The organism is Bacteroidota bacterium (assembly GCA_026391695.1).
Taxonomy (GTDB): Bacteria; Bacteroidota; Bacteroidia; order Bacteroidales; family JAGONC01; genus JAPLDP01.
Genome location: JAPLDP010000086.1, coordinates 1 through 18,097 on the forward strand (window position 1 = coordinate 1; position 18,097 = coordinate 18,097).

The following is an 18,097-nucleotide window of genomic DNA, read 5'->3' on the forward strand; positions in this document are numbered from 1 at the left end:
AGTGCATACATAATTACCTCCTTTTTTAGTGATTTATAGTCTCATTCGTTTTTGAAAAATTTGAGTCTTATTGATTATACAGTTCATTTCACTCACTTCTTTGATCGGTTTATTACGTTTCAGGGGACCGGATCGAAACCACCTGTATTGTCAGGGTTACATCTCGATAATCGCTCCCGGATAAGTGGCAGTCCTGCAAAAAGACCATGCCGGTAAATAGCCTGGCAGGCATACTCTGAACAGGAGGGCGTATACCGGTATCAAAAACCTTTTAACTCAAGTCGGACTCTTTAAAGCCTATCTTTCTCATAAGCTCGCCAAAACCCTGATCAGAAACCACTTTGATCAGAAACCGTTCGATTCCGGATACATCGCGCCAATAAGCTTGCTTCTTTGGTGCCATGTCATTTATCACTCCGCTGAATACATTTACCTGAACCGGGATGTCCAATTCCCTGGCTCTCTTTTCAGGTGCCAGAATCAGGAATCCATAAAACTCTCCCAGCTTTGGTGGCGGAGGTTGATGAATAGGCTCTTTTCCCACTGCTGACTTCAGCAGCCTTGCATATTGAACTGCCATTTCACCTGTCAATTTCACTTCAGGATTAGGTAGTCCTGAGAAGAGTCCGATCTTGACTACGATAACATCATTTTTATCTTCCATGGTTCAATCCCTTTAATATTGATAATAAATTGATTGGATCAGTTTATGACCACAGCCGACTTATCGACGCAAAAACAGCCGCAAAAGATCGTATAGCCTCCCCGGTCGTTAGTCCTCGAATCTGTAATGATATTTCCACTGTTATCCGAATTTTTTGCAGAAGTCCAGCCCATTTTGTGGGACCACCTGCCATCACGATCCTTCCGGTACCAATGGTAATCATGTCCAGGATACAAAGCCAATGCCTCCGGGTGCTGACACTTTTCGCAGCCACATCCCTTGTCACAGTCAACCGGTTTCAAACCATCTGTAATTGCCGCACTGACAACTGCTTTGCAATTATTCAGGTCTGCCCAGGAAAGGGTGATGCCATGAGCGCGACCGGGTTGTGCATACGTGCCGGTCTTGATGTCGCATCCATAGTTGTAACAAATGATTTATCTCCTCTGTTCTTATTTATACCAAAACACCCTAAAAGGTCGGGGCAAAAAGTGAAAAAGTTTTCAACAAAATGAAAAATATTTCGTAAAGCGTTAATAATCAATGAGAATAATTTTGAAAAAATTTCAAAATTTCGGATAAGATTTAGCAAAAAGGGACTCCAACCGCTACGCGGTTTGAGTCCCAATAGATATGGCCGCACCATCGCAACGCGACTTCGCTTGGTGCATAATGATTTAATCATCCAATTATCCCTTAAGAATATTCACTTGCCTGTCACCACCCCAATTTAACCTACGGCAGGCAAGTGAAATACTTAAAAGCAGGAATCCTTAGATTCAGACCTTAAAGTCCTTCTGAATTACCAGATTTTAAGGATCATCATCACTTTTGGGACCTGGAGGTGGGCTAATTGGTGGAGGTGGAGGTGGATCCCCCCCTCCCCTGATCTTATTCATTTGAAAATAAGTCAGTTGGTCATACTGGTTCTTAGTAAAGAACGGATTTTGAGTGTACATAGTTCTGGCATTTTGAAGTGTTTGTCTACTCTTTTTAAGCTTTTCGACATCCGCTTCAATGGCGCCATTGTATCTATTTATACCAAAACACCCTAAAAGGTCGGGGCTAACACGGAAAAACTTTTCAACATTTTATAAAATTTTTTCAAAATGGTTGATAATTAGTAATTTATAATAGAACTTTTTTTATCTTTATAATCTGGGATGGTTCAACTGCCCGAAGAGATTTTACCTGACAGGGATTAGTATGATAGTATCGCCTATTTATAGTTTCCTGATCGTGTTTGTCATTACATTAAATGTACTGGGAGGTGAAGTGCATTATGGTGCCTCCGGCGATAACTCATTGCGTGCAATCCGGAAAGATACCGTTAGCCGGGCCGAAAGCTTTTACCAATCAGGTAATTACGACAGCGCTTTGTACTATTTTTCGAAAGCTTCTGAATTCTATTATCATGCCAGTGACTGGCCCACTTATAGTAAAAGTCTAACCGGTATCAGTAAATGTTACCGGAAAAAGGGTGACATTGTTGATGCAGGGTTATTTCTTTATAAAGCCGACAGTTTATATAAAGTAAAGCACATCGAAGACAAGTTTCTTTTCGCAGATATTGAATATAACAAGTCTATGATTTTATTTGAAAATGGAGCTTATCATGAATCAATTGAAACTATAAACGAGTTCATTAAAACCTGGAAACCTCTGGCCAATAATAAAGATACTGTTTTAGCCCTTTTTTATAACGCACTCGGATTGAATTACCGGACGCTAGGTGATATTGATATGGCACTTGAATATTATCGGACAGCTGTCGATTTAAAAAAAAATGGGGAAGGCAGTAATGATAATGAGTTAGCAACATATTACAATAATGTGGCCATTACGTATTTGGTAAAAGGTTCTTATCTCGAAGCCATTAGCTATTCGAAAAAAGCTATTGATATATATGAATTGAGCCCAACTACATATACAGTAAATTTGGCAAAGGTATATATAACACTTGGCGGAATCTATGAACAAATGGGTAACTATGATTCTGCTTTAATTATTTTTGATAAGGCGGCGTTTATATATCAATCACATCTTGGTTCGAATTATTATAAACTTGGGGATGTATACATAAATATTGGCAATATTTTCAATTTGAAAGGTGAATGGTTAAAGTCAGTAGAATATTACAATAATGCAAGGCTCATCTTGGAAGTAAATAATATTCCAAACAAATCAAGATTTTCAGACATTATATACACTACCGGTTTAATCTATTACAATAATCAGCAATATCAAGAAGCAAAATCGGAATTTGTTAAATGTATCGATATCAGTAAAAAATTTTGTCCTTCCTATCTTCCCTATACATACGCTGCTCTGGCTGACTGTTACGTAATGCTTAATGATCCTGATATGGCCAGCCAATATTATTCAATGACCATTGAAGAAAGAATTAAATGTTCCGGCAGCCATCATCCTGATCTTGCCTTTGATTATCTCAGTTATAGTATTTTTTTATGGAGAACGAATGATAGTACAAGGTGTTTTAATTACATGCAAAAAGCCTATGATATTTATGTCCTCAATTATGGAATAAGACATCCTTCTACTGCTAATGTATTGACGTATATGGGTGATTATTACTCAGGCAAGGGAGCCTACAGTCAGGCTCTGGATTATTACCAAAAGGCCTTAATAGCTGTATCAAAGAATTTTAATGTTGAGGATGATTTTTCAAATCCATCGATTCATGAATGCCTATCGGAGATCCAGTTGCTCAAAACATTAAAAAGGAAAGCCGAAGCCCTTTATAAGCTTTATCAGCTTTATCCCGACAGCCTGCAGGTGCTTGAAGCCGGCCTGAAAACATCACAGCTTGCTGTCGATCTGATACAATACTTACGTATATCCTATACTGACCCGGAAAGTAAAATCGCAGTGACGGAAAATTACCGCAGTACACTTATCACCGGACTTAAAATCGCAATGGAATTGTATGACGTGACAAAAAATGTCGAATTTTTAAGCCATGCCTTTGCCTTCGCCGAATTATCAAAAGCAGCAATTTTACAGGAAACGATGAAAGATGCCGAGGCAAAAATTGTGGGAAATGTTCCGGCAAGCTACATCGACAAGGAAAAAGAATACAATCATTCCATTTATGCATCTCAACAGCTTGTTTCAGAAGAATTACTACAAAAAAATCCCGATAGTGTGAAAATTGATCTGTGGAATGAAAAACTCTTTGAATTAAAAAACGAGAGAACAAATTTTGTCAAAGAGCTTGAAAAGAAATTTCCTTTATACTATGACCTGAAATATGGTCAGAACGTCATTACTCTTGACGGACTTCTTAAAAATATGGGTCCAAACGAGGCCATTATTGAGTACGTTGTTGAAGATCTGTTCATCTATATTTTTGCCTGTAATGATGAAGGAGAATCTGCAGTAGCCGTTGAAACCGTCGACAGCAGCTTTTATGCGCAAGTCGAAGAGATCATAAATGATTTATATACAGAAAATTTCGATCATCAGTCCATGAGCGAATTCTCTGAATTTACTGGCGCCTTATACGACCTCTATACAAAATTATTATTGCCTGTTTCGGCATTATTGACAGATAAAGATTTGATCATCATACCTGACGGCAAGTTAGCGTACATTCCTTTCGAGATATTGCTTGACGAGGCGCCTGTCAGTCAAAATGATTACTATAAACTGGGGTACCTGCTGAAGAGACATGCCATCGGATACAGCTACTCTGCGACGCTTCTGTCGGGTGAAAGGTTCCACAGGAATGTTGCAAAAAACAGGCTGGTGGCTTTTGCTCCCGATTACAACTACCATACTATCGCTGATAAAATAACTAATAGAGATACAACATCAAAAGACGCTCCGGTACATTTGAAGTTCGTGCAGGATGAAGTGTCGTTTATTGCCAGGTTATACCGGGGAGATGTTTTCAAAGACAGCGATGCAAATGAAACGCTTTTTAAGTCATGTGCCGGTGATTACTCCATCATTCATCTTGCCATGCATGGGTTTATTGATGAAGATAATCCGATGTATTCGAAACTTATCTTTGCCTCAGATAACGACTCTGTTGATGACGGATATCTGTATACGTACGAAATATATAACCTGACTCTGAACGCTACGATGGCCGTATTGAGTGCCTGTAATACTTTTTCGGGCCACTATATTAATGGCGAAGGCATCATGAGCATAGCACGTGGATTTTATTTTGCCGGTTGTCCCGGGATTATTGCAACACGATGGCCGGTATATGATAAAAGCAGTGCTGAAATCATAAAAACATTTTACTCCTATCTCAAAAAGGGCAAATCCAAGATTGAATCGTTACGGCTTGCAAAACTAGCGTATCTTGAATCGGCCGATCCACTGAATAGCCATCCTCATTTCTGGGCCGGATTTGCCAGCATAGGGAATCCGGCAAATGTTCCATGTAGCGATAAGTACCGCCCAGCCTTTGTATTAACGCTGATCATCCTTATAGTGGGTATTTCAGGGATAAGTTTATTAAGAAGGTGCGGGTATAAGGTGAAATGGAAAAAGAGGCGATATTAATCGTGTCTCATTTTTGAAAGTAATGTCCCGGCCATTTTTTGATAATGGTGGCTTGTTCGCTTAAGTTCCTGCAATAATTCTTCCGCACCAGGTATATTCTCTGTTTTTAAATAGGTTAAAGCCAGATACCATCGGGCCTGATCGGAAAACAAAATATCCTGATGGTCAATCACAGTCTGCAGGTAAGGAATGGCTTCATTGTATCTCTCAAGTTCCATCAGTGAGATGGCTGTGTAAAACGGCGTGGCCATATCCGATGAATCGGTTTGCCTGACGCGGATAAAGTTGGAGTAAGCTCCCTGGTAGTCCTGCACATCATATAATTGCAACCCTGTTGAAAAAATTGTGTTGGTTTGATTGATGCCGGATCTGACATCGCCGGGTGTCTCATAAACATGGTAATAACGTGCAAACAGTTTGTCACTGTCTTGATGTCTGCCGGGCATAATGATCCACATGGCCGCTGTAGCAACTGAAATCAGGATGAGGGCTGCCGCTGCATATTTCAACCACCCGACGGAGTGTTTTTTATTTACTACCTCGTGGTGGATTTCTTCAAGCATGTCCCTCAACCTATTCACGTCATCCTGCATCAAAGCCTTGTCCACTTTGCAATGCAGCCGGTACATCCTGTTCAGTTCGGGATTGGTATTAAGTTCATGTTCAAACTCTTCCCGCTCTTTCCCTGTCAAATCCCCATTTAGGTAATCAATTATTAACAAGTTGTAATTCCGGTTGATTTTCATGTTCCATCATTACTTTAAATTCCGGGTCTTCCCTGATATTTCTGATCAAGGTTACCTTGCAACTGTATTTTTTTCTTCTGACGTCGATAACACCTTCATAGTTCATTATGCTGGCAATTTCTTTTGTCTGGATTTTTTCCAGGTAAAATTTTATAATTTTCCGGCATTCCTCACTCAGATTATTAAAATGTTTATAAAATAACCTGGATTCGCGATTTATTATATAAGTTGCGAATAATTCGTCTACTTCTTCTTTTCTCAGGCACTCATAATCGTTGTTATCCTCATCAAACTGTTTCATGCGCCATCTTATCTCTTTAAACCACAGGTTTTTGCAAACCGAAAACAAAAAAGTCTGAAAAGAGCATGTGAGTTCAAGGTCACTATGTTTTATCTTTTCATAGATTATAATAATTGTTTCCTGAAAAATGTCCTTGGCATCGTCGACGCTGCCAAAATTATTCATTACAAATTGTTCGACCAGAGGATAATTGGCGCTATATACTTCATTAAGAATCTTACGGTCGCAGTGTCTAATTCCGTCAATGATTATTTCGGACCCTCTGTATCTCATCTTAGTTATGGCTTATTTGCCGGTGCAATTACAAAACAACCTTTTAAGCAAAGATAAAATAATTTATCTTAATCACAAATTGTCAATTGATAAATATTTATTGTAAGTTGATATTACATTCATCTTTATCAGATAAAAAATGAATTTCTCCTTCTTGAGCGGTTGGGTATCCATAATGAAGTAATTTTGAAGAACAGAAGCCGAGACAATTGGTTTTTGCCTTATATTAACTTAGATAAGAAAGAAAAATATCCAATATCGAATTACCAAAACCAATTTCAATTGCCAATTTACCATGAGAATGACAATGATGAAAGTGTAAGTTTCCCCTAATCAGATAGATCTTGCTCATAATCACCTCTTCGGGAACCATTGGCACATTTTCTTCATTCATGATGACTGATTTATGCTGGTGAAATTTATTCATGCTCAGAAATAAGCTTTCAAATGTCAATCCGGAAAAAATGAATAGGTGACCTTGTATCGATCGGAGTTTTTTATACGGTAAGAGTTGTATATATTACTATAATATTTTACCGGATTCAAAGTCAGGAATAAAAAAAATTTGCTTTTGGTCACTTTTTTTGTATCTTTACGTAAACATTTTTTATACAATACCGTTTATAGGTTGCCATTGAATTTGATATAATTTTAAATTATAATATTAATTAAAATCTAACCAAAAACTACGCCTATGAAAAAGCTGTTACAACTTATCAGATTGCATTTCCTTATTGGGATATTGCTTGTCAGTTTAACTGCAAATGCTCAGAATTACAAGTATCCCTGGGCTGTCGGTGTAAGCTGGCACTGGGTCGATTTCTGGGCCGTGGAATTACCTGTCCGCGACCAGCTCACTCAAGCCCATTGGGTGGGTGAGGTATTACCGTCAAAAATATCGGTCGGACGTTCTCTTATCCCCTCTCTCACTTTAGAAGGTAACTTTGGATTTATGCAGTATGAAAATTCGAAGATTCGTTGGGGTGGCAACCCGAATCATGCTACTGATTCGGTCCTTCTGATTAATAACTTCCTTTGGTATGCTAACATTGAATTACAGTACCAGTTTGCCAATGGATATCTACTGAATAAAAATTCCTTTTTTACACCCTACATTTTTGGTGCAATTGGTGCGACCGGTATTGATGAAAAACCGTACCTCACTTTCGGTCCTGGCATTGGGCTTGAATTCTGGCCCTATAAACTGATTGGCATTAATTTTACAGCCGCTTATAAATATTTGACTGATTTCCAAGATTATATGAATTATTCTGTTGGCCTGAAAGTCAGGTTTGGAAAGGCAAAAGACACTGATAAAGATGGTATTTCAGATAAGGATGATGCCTGCCCATATGTATGGGGCCTTGAAAAATTTAATGGCTGCCCGGATACGGATGGCGATGGTTTGGTGGATAGCCTCGATCGTTGCCCGACACAACCAGGACCCCTCGAATTTAAAGGTTGCCCTGACAGGGACAAAGATGGGATACCGGATATCGACGACAAATGTCCTGACATAGCCGGACCTGTTGAATTAAAGGGTTGTCCTGACAAAGATAAAGATGGTATTCCGGATATGGATGACAGATGTCCTGACATACCCGGACCTGTTGAATCAAATGGTTGCCCTGACAGAGATAAAGACGGTATTCCGGATATTGATGACAGGTGTCCTGATATACCCGGACCGGTAGAATTTAAAGGATGCCCGGATTCAGATAAAGATGGTATACCGGATATTGATGATGCATGTCCGACAGAACCGGGGGTGATCGCATTACAGGGATGTCCTGATACAGATGGCGATGGCATAATAGACAAAGATGATAAATGCCCGAAAGAGAAAGGACCTAAGGAAAATAACGGCTGTCCTGTGATTGAGAAAATCACGGTAATTGATACGGTCAAGGTTAAACAAATTGAAAAAACCCTGCAGAGCTTCGCTGACCTCATTGAGTTTGAAACAGGTAAGTATGTCATCAAGCCGATATCTTATCCGAAGCTTGATAACATCGTTAAGATCATGGGCGAATATCCAAACTCAAAATTCACCATTGATGGTCACACCGATGATGTTGGCAGTGATGCTTCTAACCAGACCTTATCAGAGAACCGTGCCATGGCTGTAAGGCAATACTTTATTGATAAAGGCATCGATGGAAGCCGGTTAGCTGCTGCCGGATATGGCGAATCGCGACCCAGAGATACCAATGCCACAGTTGAAGGCCGAGCAAGGAACAGACGTGTTGAAATACACCTTGCTCAATAGTACAAATTAACAGTCTGCTCATAATTAAAAGGGCTGTCCACTTTATTGCGGATTGCCCTTTTTTATATGTGTTACCCGGAATATCTTTATCAATAAAAACCAATATCACTAAGGTATTTTAAAGGTGGACCCTGATGTTTTTTCAATATAGTGAAATAAAAAAATTATTGTATTGTAATAAATTTTAATTTTACTATTTGATATAAATATTATCTTTAATATCTTCGTGTTTAATTTCATAAGTACCGAATACATCTTTTTACTAATTTTTAAAATAATAAAACTATGAGACAGTTTGATTTACGCGTTTTAGCTTTTCTTTCCATCTTCATCTTCTTTTTATCCAGTTGTGTTACAACAAAATTACCGGAAGCCTATAAAACAACGCCTCCGGTACTGGAAATGAAAGGTGGAAAAATTGATGTCAGTGTTCAGGCGACTATCCCGCCGAAATCCTTTAATAAGAAAGATAAGGTAGAATTTACTCCTGTTCTAAAGTATGCCGGGCAGGAAAAACAGCTCAAGACCATTACCCTTGTTGGTGAAAAGTACAAAGGGGAAGGCGACGTTATTTATAAAAAGGCAGGTGGCACAATCAAATACAGTGATATTATCGATTATGTACCTGATATGGATGTGTCAGAACTGATGGTGGCTCCGAAACTCTACAAAAAGGGGAAAAACCTTGTACAGCTTGCTGAAGTAAAACTCGCTGACGGGGTCATTCATACGTCAGACTTTATTATGCATGACGAGGATCTTTTGCATGCTGACAGAAAAACCTGCGAAGCCTTAAAAATGGATTGTTCGGAGTATTATGAGAAAGAAACTCTCATAAGCAAATCGGGCATTATCTACTTTAAGGTTAATATGAATAATCTGGATTTGAAACTGCCTTTAAATAAAGATCCCAAAGCTGCTGAACAGCTCAAAGCTTTCAAAGATTATATTGCACAGGGCTGGAAGATCAAGAGTGTAAATCTCGATGCATGGGCCTCACCTGAAGGTGAAGAAACATTTAATGCCGGGCTGTCGAACCGCAGGGCAGAAACCGGCAAGAAATACTTTATTGATATGATAAAGGAACTGGCCAAACAAAAAGAAACAAAGGTTACTATTAAAGATCCTGAAAAAGAACTTCAGCTTACTCCTGTTGGCCATGGCGAAGACTGGGATGGCTTCGTGAAAGCAGTTGAAGGATCCGGTATCAAGGAAAAAAATACCATACTTAATGTGGTCAGATCTCAGCCTGATGTTAACAAGAGGGAACAGGAGATCCGCAATATGACATTAGTGTATAAAGAGATAGCAGATGAGATCCTTCCTGCTCTCAGGAGGGTGATGATGAAAGTAACCTGCTATGAGCCAAAAAAATCAGACGAGGAGATCGCCAGATTGGCAACCACAAATCCTTCTGCGTTAACGGATAAGGAATTGCTTTATGCCGGAACACTAACCGAAAATCTGGATACCAAACTACAGATTTACAAAGCGTATATCAACCTGTATCCAAATGACTGGAAAGGATTGAATAATACCGCATGGGCTTATCTGATGCAAGGTAAACCTGGCGATGCCCAGCCATTACTTGAAAAAGCCAATCAGGTCAAGCCGAATAATCCGATGATTATCAACAACCTGGGCGCAGTTGCTTCGAAAAATAAAGATTTTACCAAGGCTGAAACTTATTACGGACAGGCTAAGAACCTCGGTGTAAAGGAAGATTATAATATGGGTATCATGCTTATTCCCAAAGGTGAATTTGATAAGGCCCTTACCATGATGGCAGGCAAGAAATGCAATTATAATATCGCTCTTGCCAAATTAATCAAGGGAGATAATTCAGGTGCCGAGGCTGAATTAAAGTGTGCTCCGGATAATGCCCAGACTTTTTATCTGAAAGCCGTTCTGGGTGCCAGAACCGACAATACCACCATGCTGTATGACAATCTGGGCAAGGCCATCAATGCTGATGGCGCTTACAAGGCAATGGCCATAAGAGACAGAGAATTCCTTAAGTATTTCAACGAACCCAACTTCCAGAATGCGGTGAAATAATCATCCATTCTACATTCTATGGATCCCGGGGATTTCATCAAATCTCCGGGATTTTTTTTACCCCAGCCGGATCCGGTAAATGCCTACTGTATACTCCTGAAAAATTACCTCTTTTATTGCGGCATAATGTGCCGGGTTATTGATGAAATCAATCCTGTTGACATCAAGAACGAGTATCCGCAAATCCTGCTGCTGCTTTATATAATCAAAATAGCTTTGCTGAATGACCTCCAGGTATGATGACTGTATGCTCTGCTCATACGACCGTCCCCTCAGACTGATATTCAGAAGAAGCCGGTCAATATCCACATGCAAATATACCAGCAGATCAGGCTTAGGTAGATTTGACATGATAATATTAAAAAGTCTTGCGAACAAGAACATTTCGTCGTCATGAATAGTCTGCCGCGCAAAAATCAGTGATTTGTTGATATAATAATCGGAAATGGTAAATGACCGGAAAAGATCCTGACGTAAAAGATCAACTTTCAACTGCTGATACCTGGCTGCCAGAAAGGATAATTCGAGAGGAAAGGCATATTTATCAGGATCTTTATAAAATTTGGGAAGAAAAGGATTATCTTCAAATTGTTCCAGTATCAATTTTGCATTATACTGTTGAGCAATCTGTGTAGCCAGCGAAGTCTTACCGGCTCCGATATTGCCTTCGATGCAAATATAATTGTAAAGCATTGACTATGAACAATTAATGATTAATGATTCATGTTTTATGAAATTCGGAAATTTATCCGACTTTAGAAACCTTAAGTCGATCATCACATTCATTTAAAAGAACAGATACAGGTTTATTGAATACAGGATGTACCAGGTCTGGTGCTATTTCTGCCAAAGGAATAAGTGTAAAAAGCCTTTTGTGCAATTCCGGGTGAGGGACGATCAAATCTTTTTCATAAATGACCTGGTTATCGAAAAATAAAATATCAATATCAATAGATCGGGAAGCATAACGATTTTCAGATCTCTTTCTTCCGAGGGAATTTTCGATCAGGAGGACAGTTTCAAGAATCTCTGACGGGGTGGCAGATGTTTCTGCAATGATCACCTGGTTCAGAAAATAATTTTCACCGGCGAAACCCCACGGTTCAGTTTCATAAACGGATGATTGATTCAAGATATGTCCAATATGTTGCCTGATCTGAAGAGCGGCTTTTTTCAGCATGACCTCCCTGGCGCCTAAATTACTCCCCAGAAGCAGATATACTTTACTCATATTGAAATATCTGAAAAAAGGATAATCAAAAATACAATAAGATTGGAATCGTGTATTACTTTTTTATAATTTCATACCCACATTTAAAATTAACCGGAAATGAAAGATTTTTTCAAATTTATGTTCGCATCAATGTTGGGTTTTATTCTGACTTTGATTATCCTGTTTCTCATTTTCATCGTGATTGTCTTTTCTGCTGTTTCCATGTCAGGCTCAAAGGATGTGGTGATGATACCGGCAAAATCATTACTTTATCTGAAATTCGAAAACCCTGTTCCTGACCGGGCTCCAAAATCAATCAATCCGTTTGACTTTTCAAACTTTGCTTTCGAAAAGATCATGGGGCTGAATGATATTCTCAGGAACATTGAAAAAGCCAAGAATGATCCTAACATAAAAGGCATTTACCTTGAACTGAGTGTTATTCCATCGGGCATCTCCACCATTGAAGAGATACGCAATAAGTTACTGGAATTCAAAGAATCGGGTAAATTCATCATCTGTTATGGTGAAGTATTCACGCAAGGGGCATACTATATGGCTACCATTGCCGATAAAATATACATGCATCCTAAAGGAGTCATGCAGTTCAAGGGTGTGAATGCCGAGCTGATGTTCCTCAAGGGAACGCTCGAAAAGCTTGATATTCAGGTTCAGATCATCCGGCCTGCAGGAAATAAATATAAAAGTGCTGTTGAGCCATTCTTCCTTGAAAAAATGAGTGATGCCAACCGTGAACAGATCATGGCTTATGTTGGTGATGTATGGAACCATATCGTGAAGGGCGTATCGGAGTGCAGGAACCTGCCGGTTAATGAAATAAATGCCATTGCCGACAGCCTGTTGGTCAAAAATTCGGAGGATGCACTAAAATACAGATTTATTGATGGACTGATGTATAAGGATGAGTTACAGGCTGAACTCAGAAATCTTCTGAATCTGCCGGAAAACAAAAAGATCAGCCTTGTCAAGCTGTCGAAATATGATGGGGTTATACTGAAAGATACAAAGCCGAAGTTTACGTCCAATAAAATTGCTGTGGTTTATGCTTTGGGTGATATAGCAGGTGGTGAAGGGGATGATAACAGCATCGGATCGGAGAGGTTGTCGGAGGCTATCCGTCAAGCGCGGAAAGACAGCACTGTAAAAGCCATTGTTTTCCGCGTCAATTCACCTGGTGGTGATGCCCTCGCATCAGATGTCATTCGCCGCGAAATTGAACTGGCAAAAAAAGTTAAACCGGTTGTCGCATCTTATGGCGATGTGGCAGCTTCGGGAGGATACTGGATATCCTGCAACGCCGACAAGATCATCGCCGATGAAACAACATTAACCGGATCGATTGGAGTGTGGGGAATAATTCCAAATTTTCAGGGACTTCTGAATAAAAAACTGGGTATCACAATGGATAATGTCCAGACCAATAAAAATTCCGGCTTTCCTTCTGTTACCAGGCCTATGACAGATTACGAATCTTCCATTATGCAATCGTATGTTGATGATACTTATTCGGATTTCCTGAATCTTGTATCCGGCGCACGCAGCATGACAACCGACAGTGTAAATGCTATTGGACAGGGCCGCATTTGGAGTGCCTCCGATGCAAAAGCCATTGGTTTGATTGATGATTTTGGAGGAATAGAAAAAGCCATAAAACTGGCTGGGGAAATGGCCGGAATTACCGATTATAAGTTACTCTCACTTCCCCGACAAAAAGATCTCTTCCAGCAAATCATTGAAGGGCTGACTGGAAGAGGTGAATCCTCCATCATTAAAAAAGAACTTGGCGAAAATTACAGATATTATCAACTTATCAGAAATGTCACCCATTTAGATGGTATTCAGGCCAGAATGCCTTTTGAAATGACCATCAATTAGACTATCATGAAAAACCATTACTTAACAATGATACTTATAGTTTTGGGATTGTCAGGATTTTCCCAGACGCAGCCGCAGTTGGAAAATCCGGGTTTTGAGTCGTGGGAAAACGCGGGAACGGTGGTGGATGAACCTACAGACTGGAGTTCAATAAAGACCTCGGATAATGAACAGCTTAACAATGCTGCTCCGCAGGTTTGGGAACAAAGCACAGAAGCTCATACCGGCAGTTATTCGGTGAGGCTTGAAAACAAATCCACCTTTGGTATTGTGGCAACCGGAACTCTCACCAATGGCCGTGTCCATACCTACCCTATTGCCGACAGCGGTTATGTCTATACCATCCCTGATGACCCGCGGTGGTGCACTCCATTTACCGGCAGACCCGACAGTATCGGCGGATGGTTCCGTTTTTATCCCGTCGATAATGATAAAGGTAAACTCACAGCTATCCTGCATGTGAATTCAGGTGCATTACCAAAACACGGAACACAGGATAACTGGGTTGCACATGCTGAATATATTTTCCCTCCTGATACAGTGGATACATGGATGCGTTTTTCGGTTCCGTTCGAATATTTTAAGCCTGATGCACCGCAATTCATCCTGCTTGTCTTGAACTCAGGGTATCGCACCCAGGCTATTGCAGGAAGTGTTGCCTACTTTGATGATATTGAGCTGATCTATAATCCGGGAAGTATAAATGAAAGCAGCTTACGGGGCGTGAATATCTATTATTACGATCACTGCATTTATCTCAAAGAATTACCTGATGATTTATTTAATTCTTCCACATTTTTCCTGATTGATCTTGACGGAAATATTATTCTGACGCAACCTGTCACTTCTGATGTTTTACCTGTTAATATTCAGCTTCCGGCTGGCATCTACATCGGAAAAATAGCGTATAAAAAAGACACCATATCCATGAAGATATTTATTGATTGACAAGTATCCTGAGCAGTCTTTAAAGACAAATATCCAAGAGATGGCAGTCAGGTATTCATTCATACTCTTCTTTACTCTCTGTTCTGTGCTCCTGGTGACAGGCCAGGATAAAGGATATTTCAAAGGTGTTGTATTTGATAAAGTGACCAGGGAACCTCTTGTGGGTGTAAATATTATCCAAAAAAGAGATCCTTCTGTTGGTGCTGCCACTGACTTCGAGGGCAGGTTCCTGATAAGCGTTCTTCCCGGGAAACATACTTTTATTGTCCGTTTCACCGGGATGGCGACCGATACCATTAACCTGACCATAAACCCGGGCGACACATGTTACCGGGAAATCGGTCTTGAACCCTATGTGAATGAACTTGAAGGCATTGAGGTTAAAGTCGGTAAATATGATAAGAATATTGAAGACCTGACTGTCTCGATGGAGGTCATTAAGGCTCAGCTCATTGAAAGCAAGAACACGAGAAGTATTGAAACAATCCTGGATCAAACGCCCGGGTTGAATATTCTTGACGGTGAAGCCCAGATAAGAGGTGGAAGCGGATTTACTTTTGGTGTTGGCAGCAAAGTAGCAGTTTTCATTGATGAGATGTCAATACTCACCGGTGATGCAGGCAGACCTCTATGGGACATTATTCCTACTGAAAACATTGAACAGATTGAGGTCGTCAAAGGAGCCGCCTCCGTCCTCTCAGGTTCCAATGCCCTCAGTGGAGCCATCTATATCCGGTCGGCTTATCCAAAGATTAAACCTCTCACCAAAATAGTCTCTTTCGGAGGGTTTTATTCCCCTCCTGAAAATCCTGCAGCAAAATGGTGGAAGGACTTTCCTTATTTGGCAGGAGTAAATTTTTTACACTCCAGAATGATAGGCAATTTAGATTTGGTCATCGGTGGTAATGTCAATTTTGATCATGGATTCCTGGGGCCTCCGAAACCCGGGCCAAAAGTCATTGATACAGTTTCCGACTTCATTAATAGTCAGATGGCAACTAATTGGGCAAGGTTTAACTTCAACATACGGTACCGGTCGAAACGTATTCAGGGTCTTAACTATGGGATCAATGGGAATATCATGCAAAACAACACCAATATGGTCATGGCATGGCTCGATGACACATCCGGATTTTATCGGGCTTATCCCGGTGCTGCCATTCTTCAGGACCAATTTCTCTTTTATCTGGATCCCTTCGCCAGCTTTTTTTCTGAAACAGGCATAAAACACAGCCTCAAAGCCAGGATATTTCACCTCGACAATGACATGAGCAATGACCAGTCGAACCGCAGCACCGTATTCTTTACGGATTACCAGTTCCATAAGACCTACGGGTTCATGAATAATCTTGAATTCACCGGTGGATTATCGGCTCAATACACCAATTCATTAGCAAAAATGTATGCCGGGGGAGGGTCGCCTCATAATACCCTACTTAATTTTTCAGTGTATGGCGAATTGGAGGATAATCTCTATAAGACGGTCAACCTGACTTTAGGTGCCAGGATCGAATATTTCAGGCTCAATGACTCGGTGACGGATGTCAAACCTATCTTCCGACTGGGGGCCAACATGAAATTATTTCAGGAGACTTACCTGCGTTTCTCATATGGCCAGGGTTACCGGTATCCGACCATCGCCGAAAGATTTATCAAAACCTCTATGGGTGCAATTGCAGTGTTTGATAATCCCGGCCTTGTTCCTGAAAGCAGCTGGAATGCTGAAATGGGTATCAAACAGGCCTTTAAATTCTGGAAATATTTCGGGTATATCGACATTGCTACTTTCTATCAGGAATACCGCAATACCATTGAATATCTTTTCGGTTTCTGGGATCCGACATATACTTTTGCCGTAGCAGGATTTAGATTTTTAAACACCGGTAAATCCAAAATAACCGGCATTGATATTTCTGTTTCAGGCGTGGCTAAAATCGGTGATGCCGGACAGTTTACCCTGGTGATCGGATATAATTATATATTACCTAAAACACTCGAACCGGATTATGTATTTGCCCATGATTATAATCCGGGAGGTCATACCGATTTCAGTTATAATACCACCAGTGTGGATCCGGGCCATGGAATTTTGAAATACAGGTTCCTGCACACCATCAAGGCTGACCTGAATTATCAACACGCACAGTGGGCTTTCGGCTACACCCTGAAGTTTTTCAGTAAAATCGAAAACCTGGATAAATCTATTGAAGAATTTGAACAGGCAACAATTAACTCAGGAGGATCATTACAACCCATTCAATATATGGATTATTTTTACCACCATAACAATGGGAATGTGATCATGGACGGAAGAATCAGCTATCAGTTTTCAGACCGGCATAAGATTGCTCTTATCAGTGAGAACCTATTAAACCGGACATACTCTTTAAGGCCTTTAAAAGCTGAGCAAATGAGAACGATGATGGTTCAGTATACCTTGACTTTCTGAAATTAACACAGAAATGAAAAACCATTTAGTTCAGGCTTCGATGGTGATGGGCATTTTTTTGACAGCCTGTAATTTTTCATTGGGGCAGGAGCAGTTGAAGAATCCAGGATTTGAAAAATGGGAAATAATCAGAAATGGCATTGAAGAACCTATTGGTTGGACCTCGCTGAAGAACAGTGATGGCGGCTATTTCATGAACAGGCTTGCACCGGATGGCTTGATCAGGAGCACTGATGCCCATAACGGAACATACTCCGTTAAATTGATCAACAAATCAACTATGAATGTTGTTGCAACGGGAACGTTGACCAATGGAGCCATACATCCTGATTTTAAACCGGAAAAAGGATATGTATACACCAATCCCAATGAAAGTAATTCATACACTCCTTTTACTTCGAGGCCTGATAGTCTTACAGGATGGTTTAAGTTTTTCCCGAAAGAGAATGATAAAATAATGGTTTGGGCAATACTGCACACAGGACAAGGATCCATACCTGAATTCGGGACCAAAGCAAACTGGATCGGTGAGGCATTATTTGTTTCGTCCCCTGTGACAACTGATAAATGGACAAGGTTCTCGGTTCCTTTTACATATTACAATAACCAGCGACCCCAACATATTTTAATCATTCTGAATTCAGGGTATGGCATTGATGCCATAGATGGAAGCGAAGCTTTATTTGACGATATTGAATTGATCTATAACAGGAAATGACAGCATATCTCATACCTTATTGA

The 18,097-nt window shown here is 40.1% G+C and carries 13 protein-coding genes and 1 pseudogene; 8 read left to right on the forward strand and 6 right to left on the reverse strand.

The window, feature by feature from the left end:
- Positions 1 to 119: 119 nt before the first annotated feature.
- A pseudogene (yidD, locus tag NT175_13135) lies at positions 120 to 257 on the reverse strand (membrane protein insertion efficiency factor YidD).
- Between the two features lie 14 nt (positions 258 to 271).
- Entirely contained in the window at positions 272 to 664 is a 393-nt protein-coding gene (locus tag NT175_13140) for a hypothetical protein (GenBank protein MCX6235640.1), read from the reverse strand.
- Between the two features lie 176 nt (positions 665 to 840).
- On the opposite strand from NT175_13140, the gene NT175_13145 reads away from it, so the two are divergent.
- Both NT175_13145 and NT175_13150 read left to right on the forward strand, forming a co-directional pair.
- The gene (locus NT175_13145; protein ID MCX6235641.1) at positions 841 to 1,179 is read left to right on the forward strand and encodes a hypothetical protein; all 339 of its coding nucleotides are present in this window, start codon (positions 841 to 843) and stop codon (positions 1,177 to 1,179) included.
- Positions 1,180 to 1,870: 691 nt separating this feature from the next.
- Positions 1,871 to 5,203 carry a CHAT domain-containing protein gene (locus tag NT175_13150; protein MCX6235642.1) on the forward strand — a complete coding sequence of 1,111 codons (3,333 nt, stop codon included), beginning with the start codon at positions 1,871 to 1,873 and terminating at the stop codon, positions 5,201 to 5,203.
- Here the strand turns inward: NT175_13150 and NT175_13155 are convergent.
- Both NT175_13155 and NT175_13160 read right to left on the reverse strand, forming a co-directional pair.
- Positions 5,200 to 5,949 carry a tetratricopeptide repeat protein gene (locus tag NT175_13155; GenBank protein MCX6235643.1) on the reverse strand — a complete coding sequence of 250 codons (750 nt, stop codon included), beginning with the start codon at positions 5,947 to 5,949 and terminating at the stop codon, positions 5,200 to 5,202. The genes NT175_13150 and NT175_13155 overlap by 4 nt on opposite strands.
- A complete protein-coding gene (locus NT175_13160; protein ID MCX6235644.1) occupies positions 5,912 to 6,523 on the reverse strand; it encodes a sigma-70 family RNA polymerase sigma factor in 612 nt (203 codons plus the stop codon). The genes NT175_13155 and NT175_13160 overlap by 38 nt, the downstream gene beginning before the upstream one ends.
- A gap of 694 nt (positions 6,524 to 7,217) precedes the next feature.
- Here NT175_13160 and NT175_13165 point away from each other — a divergent pair.
- Both NT175_13165 and NT175_13170 read left to right on the forward strand, forming a co-directional pair.
- Positions 7,218 to 8,792, forward strand: a complete 1,575-nt coding sequence (locus NT175_13165) for an OmpA family protein (GenBank protein ID MCX6235645.1) — start codon at positions 7,218 to 7,220, stop codon at positions 8,790 to 8,792.
- A 285-nt stretch (positions 8,793 to 9,077) separates the two neighbouring features.
- Positions 9,078 to 10,850 (forward strand): hypothetical protein, encoded by a 1,773-nt coding sequence (locus NT175_13170; GenBank protein ID MCX6235646.1) that lies wholly within the window; start codon positions 9,078 to 9,080, stop codon positions 10,848 to 10,850.
- A gap of 57 nt (positions 10,851 to 10,907) precedes the next feature.
- On the opposite strand, the gene NT175_13175 is transcribed toward NT175_13170, so the two are convergent.
- Positions 10,908 to 11,543 carry a deoxynucleoside kinase gene (locus NT175_13175; GenBank protein MCX6235647.1) on the reverse strand — a complete coding sequence of 212 codons (636 nt, stop codon included), beginning with the start codon at positions 11,541 to 11,543 and terminating at the stop codon, positions 10,908 to 10,910.
- A 52-nt stretch (positions 11,544 to 11,595) separates the two neighbouring features.
- Entirely contained in the window at positions 11,596 to 12,081 is a 486-nt protein-coding gene (gene folK, locus NT175_13180; protein MCX6235648.1) for a 2-amino-4-hydroxy-6-hydroxymethyldihydropteridine diphosphokinase, read from the reverse strand.
- A 99-nt stretch (positions 12,082 to 12,180) separates the two neighbouring features.
- On the opposite strand from folK, the gene sppA reads away from it, so the two are divergent.
- From sppA to NT175_13200, 4 genes are read left to right on the forward strand one after another with little or no spacing between them, the layout of a single operon-like run.
- Positions 12,181 to 13,959, forward strand: coding sequence for a signal peptide peptidase SppA (gene sppA / locus NT175_13185; GenBank protein ID MCX6235649.1), 1,779 nt, complete (start codon positions 12,181 to 12,183; stop codon positions 13,957 to 13,959).
- A gap of 6 nt (positions 13,960 to 13,965) precedes the next feature.
- A complete protein-coding gene (locus NT175_13190; protein MCX6235650.1) occupies positions 13,966 to 14,907 on the forward strand; it encodes a hypothetical protein in 942 nt (313 codons plus the stop codon).
- A gap of 40 nt (positions 14,908 to 14,947) precedes the next feature.
- Positions 14,948 to 17,356 carry a TonB-dependent receptor gene (locus NT175_13195; GenBank protein ID MCX6235651.1) on the forward strand — a complete coding sequence of 803 codons (2,409 nt, stop codon included), beginning with the start codon at positions 14,948 to 14,950 and terminating at the stop codon, positions 17,354 to 17,356.
- 13 nt (positions 17,357 to 17,369) lie between these two features.
- Positions 17,370 to 18,074 (forward strand): PCMD domain-containing protein, encoded by a 705-nt coding sequence (locus NT175_13200; GenBank protein ID MCX6235652.1) that lies wholly within the window; start codon positions 17,370 to 17,372, stop codon positions 18,072 to 18,074.
- Positions 18,075 to 18,097 lie beyond the last annotated feature (23 nt).

Bases quoted from the DNA above. Each gene is read 5' to 3' on its own strand.
- NT175_13150 (MCX6235642.1), top strand. From the start codon at position 1,871: ATGATAGTATCGCCTATTTATAGTTTCCTGATCGTGTTTGTCATTACA.
- NT175_13160 (MCX6235644.1), bottom strand. From the start codon at position 6,523: ATGAGATACAGAGGGTCCGAAATAATCATTGACGGAATTAGACACTGC.
- NT175_13140 (MCX6235640.1), bottom strand. From the start codon at position 664: ATGGAAGATAAAAATGATGTTATCGTAGTCAAGATCGGACTCTTCTCA.
- sppA (MCX6235649.1), top strand. From the start codon at position 12,181: ATGAAAGATTTTTTCAAATTTATGTTCGCATCAATGTTGGGTTTTATT.
- NT175_13155 (MCX6235643.1), bottom strand. From the start codon at position 5,949: ATGAAAATCAACCGGAATTACAACTTGTTAATAATTGATTACCTAAAT.
- NT175_13190 (MCX6235650.1), top strand. From the start codon at position 13,966: ATGAAAAACCATTACTTAACAATGATACTTATAGTTTTGGGATTGTCA.
- NT175_13195 (MCX6235651.1), top strand. From the start codon at position 14,948: ATGGCAGTCAGGTATTCATTCATACTCTTCTTTACTCTCTGTTCTGTG.
- NT175_13200 (MCX6235652.1), top strand. From the start codon at position 17,370: ATGAAAAACCATTTAGTTCAGGCTTCGATGGTGATGGGCATTTTTTTG.
- NT175_13170 (MCX6235646.1), top strand. From the start codon at position 9,078: ATGAGACAGTTTGATTTACGCGTTTTAGCTTTTCTTTCCATCTTCATC.
- folK (MCX6235648.1), bottom strand. From the start codon at position 12,081: ATGAGTAAAGTATATCTGCTTCTGGGGAGTAATTTAGGCGCCAGGGAG.
- NT175_13175 (MCX6235647.1), bottom strand. From the start codon at position 11,543: ATGCTTTACAATTATATTTGCATCGAAGGCAATATCGGAGCCGGTAAG.
- NT175_13165 (MCX6235645.1), top strand. From the start codon at position 7,218: ATGAAAAAGCTGTTACAACTTATCAGATTGCATTTCCTTATTGGGATA.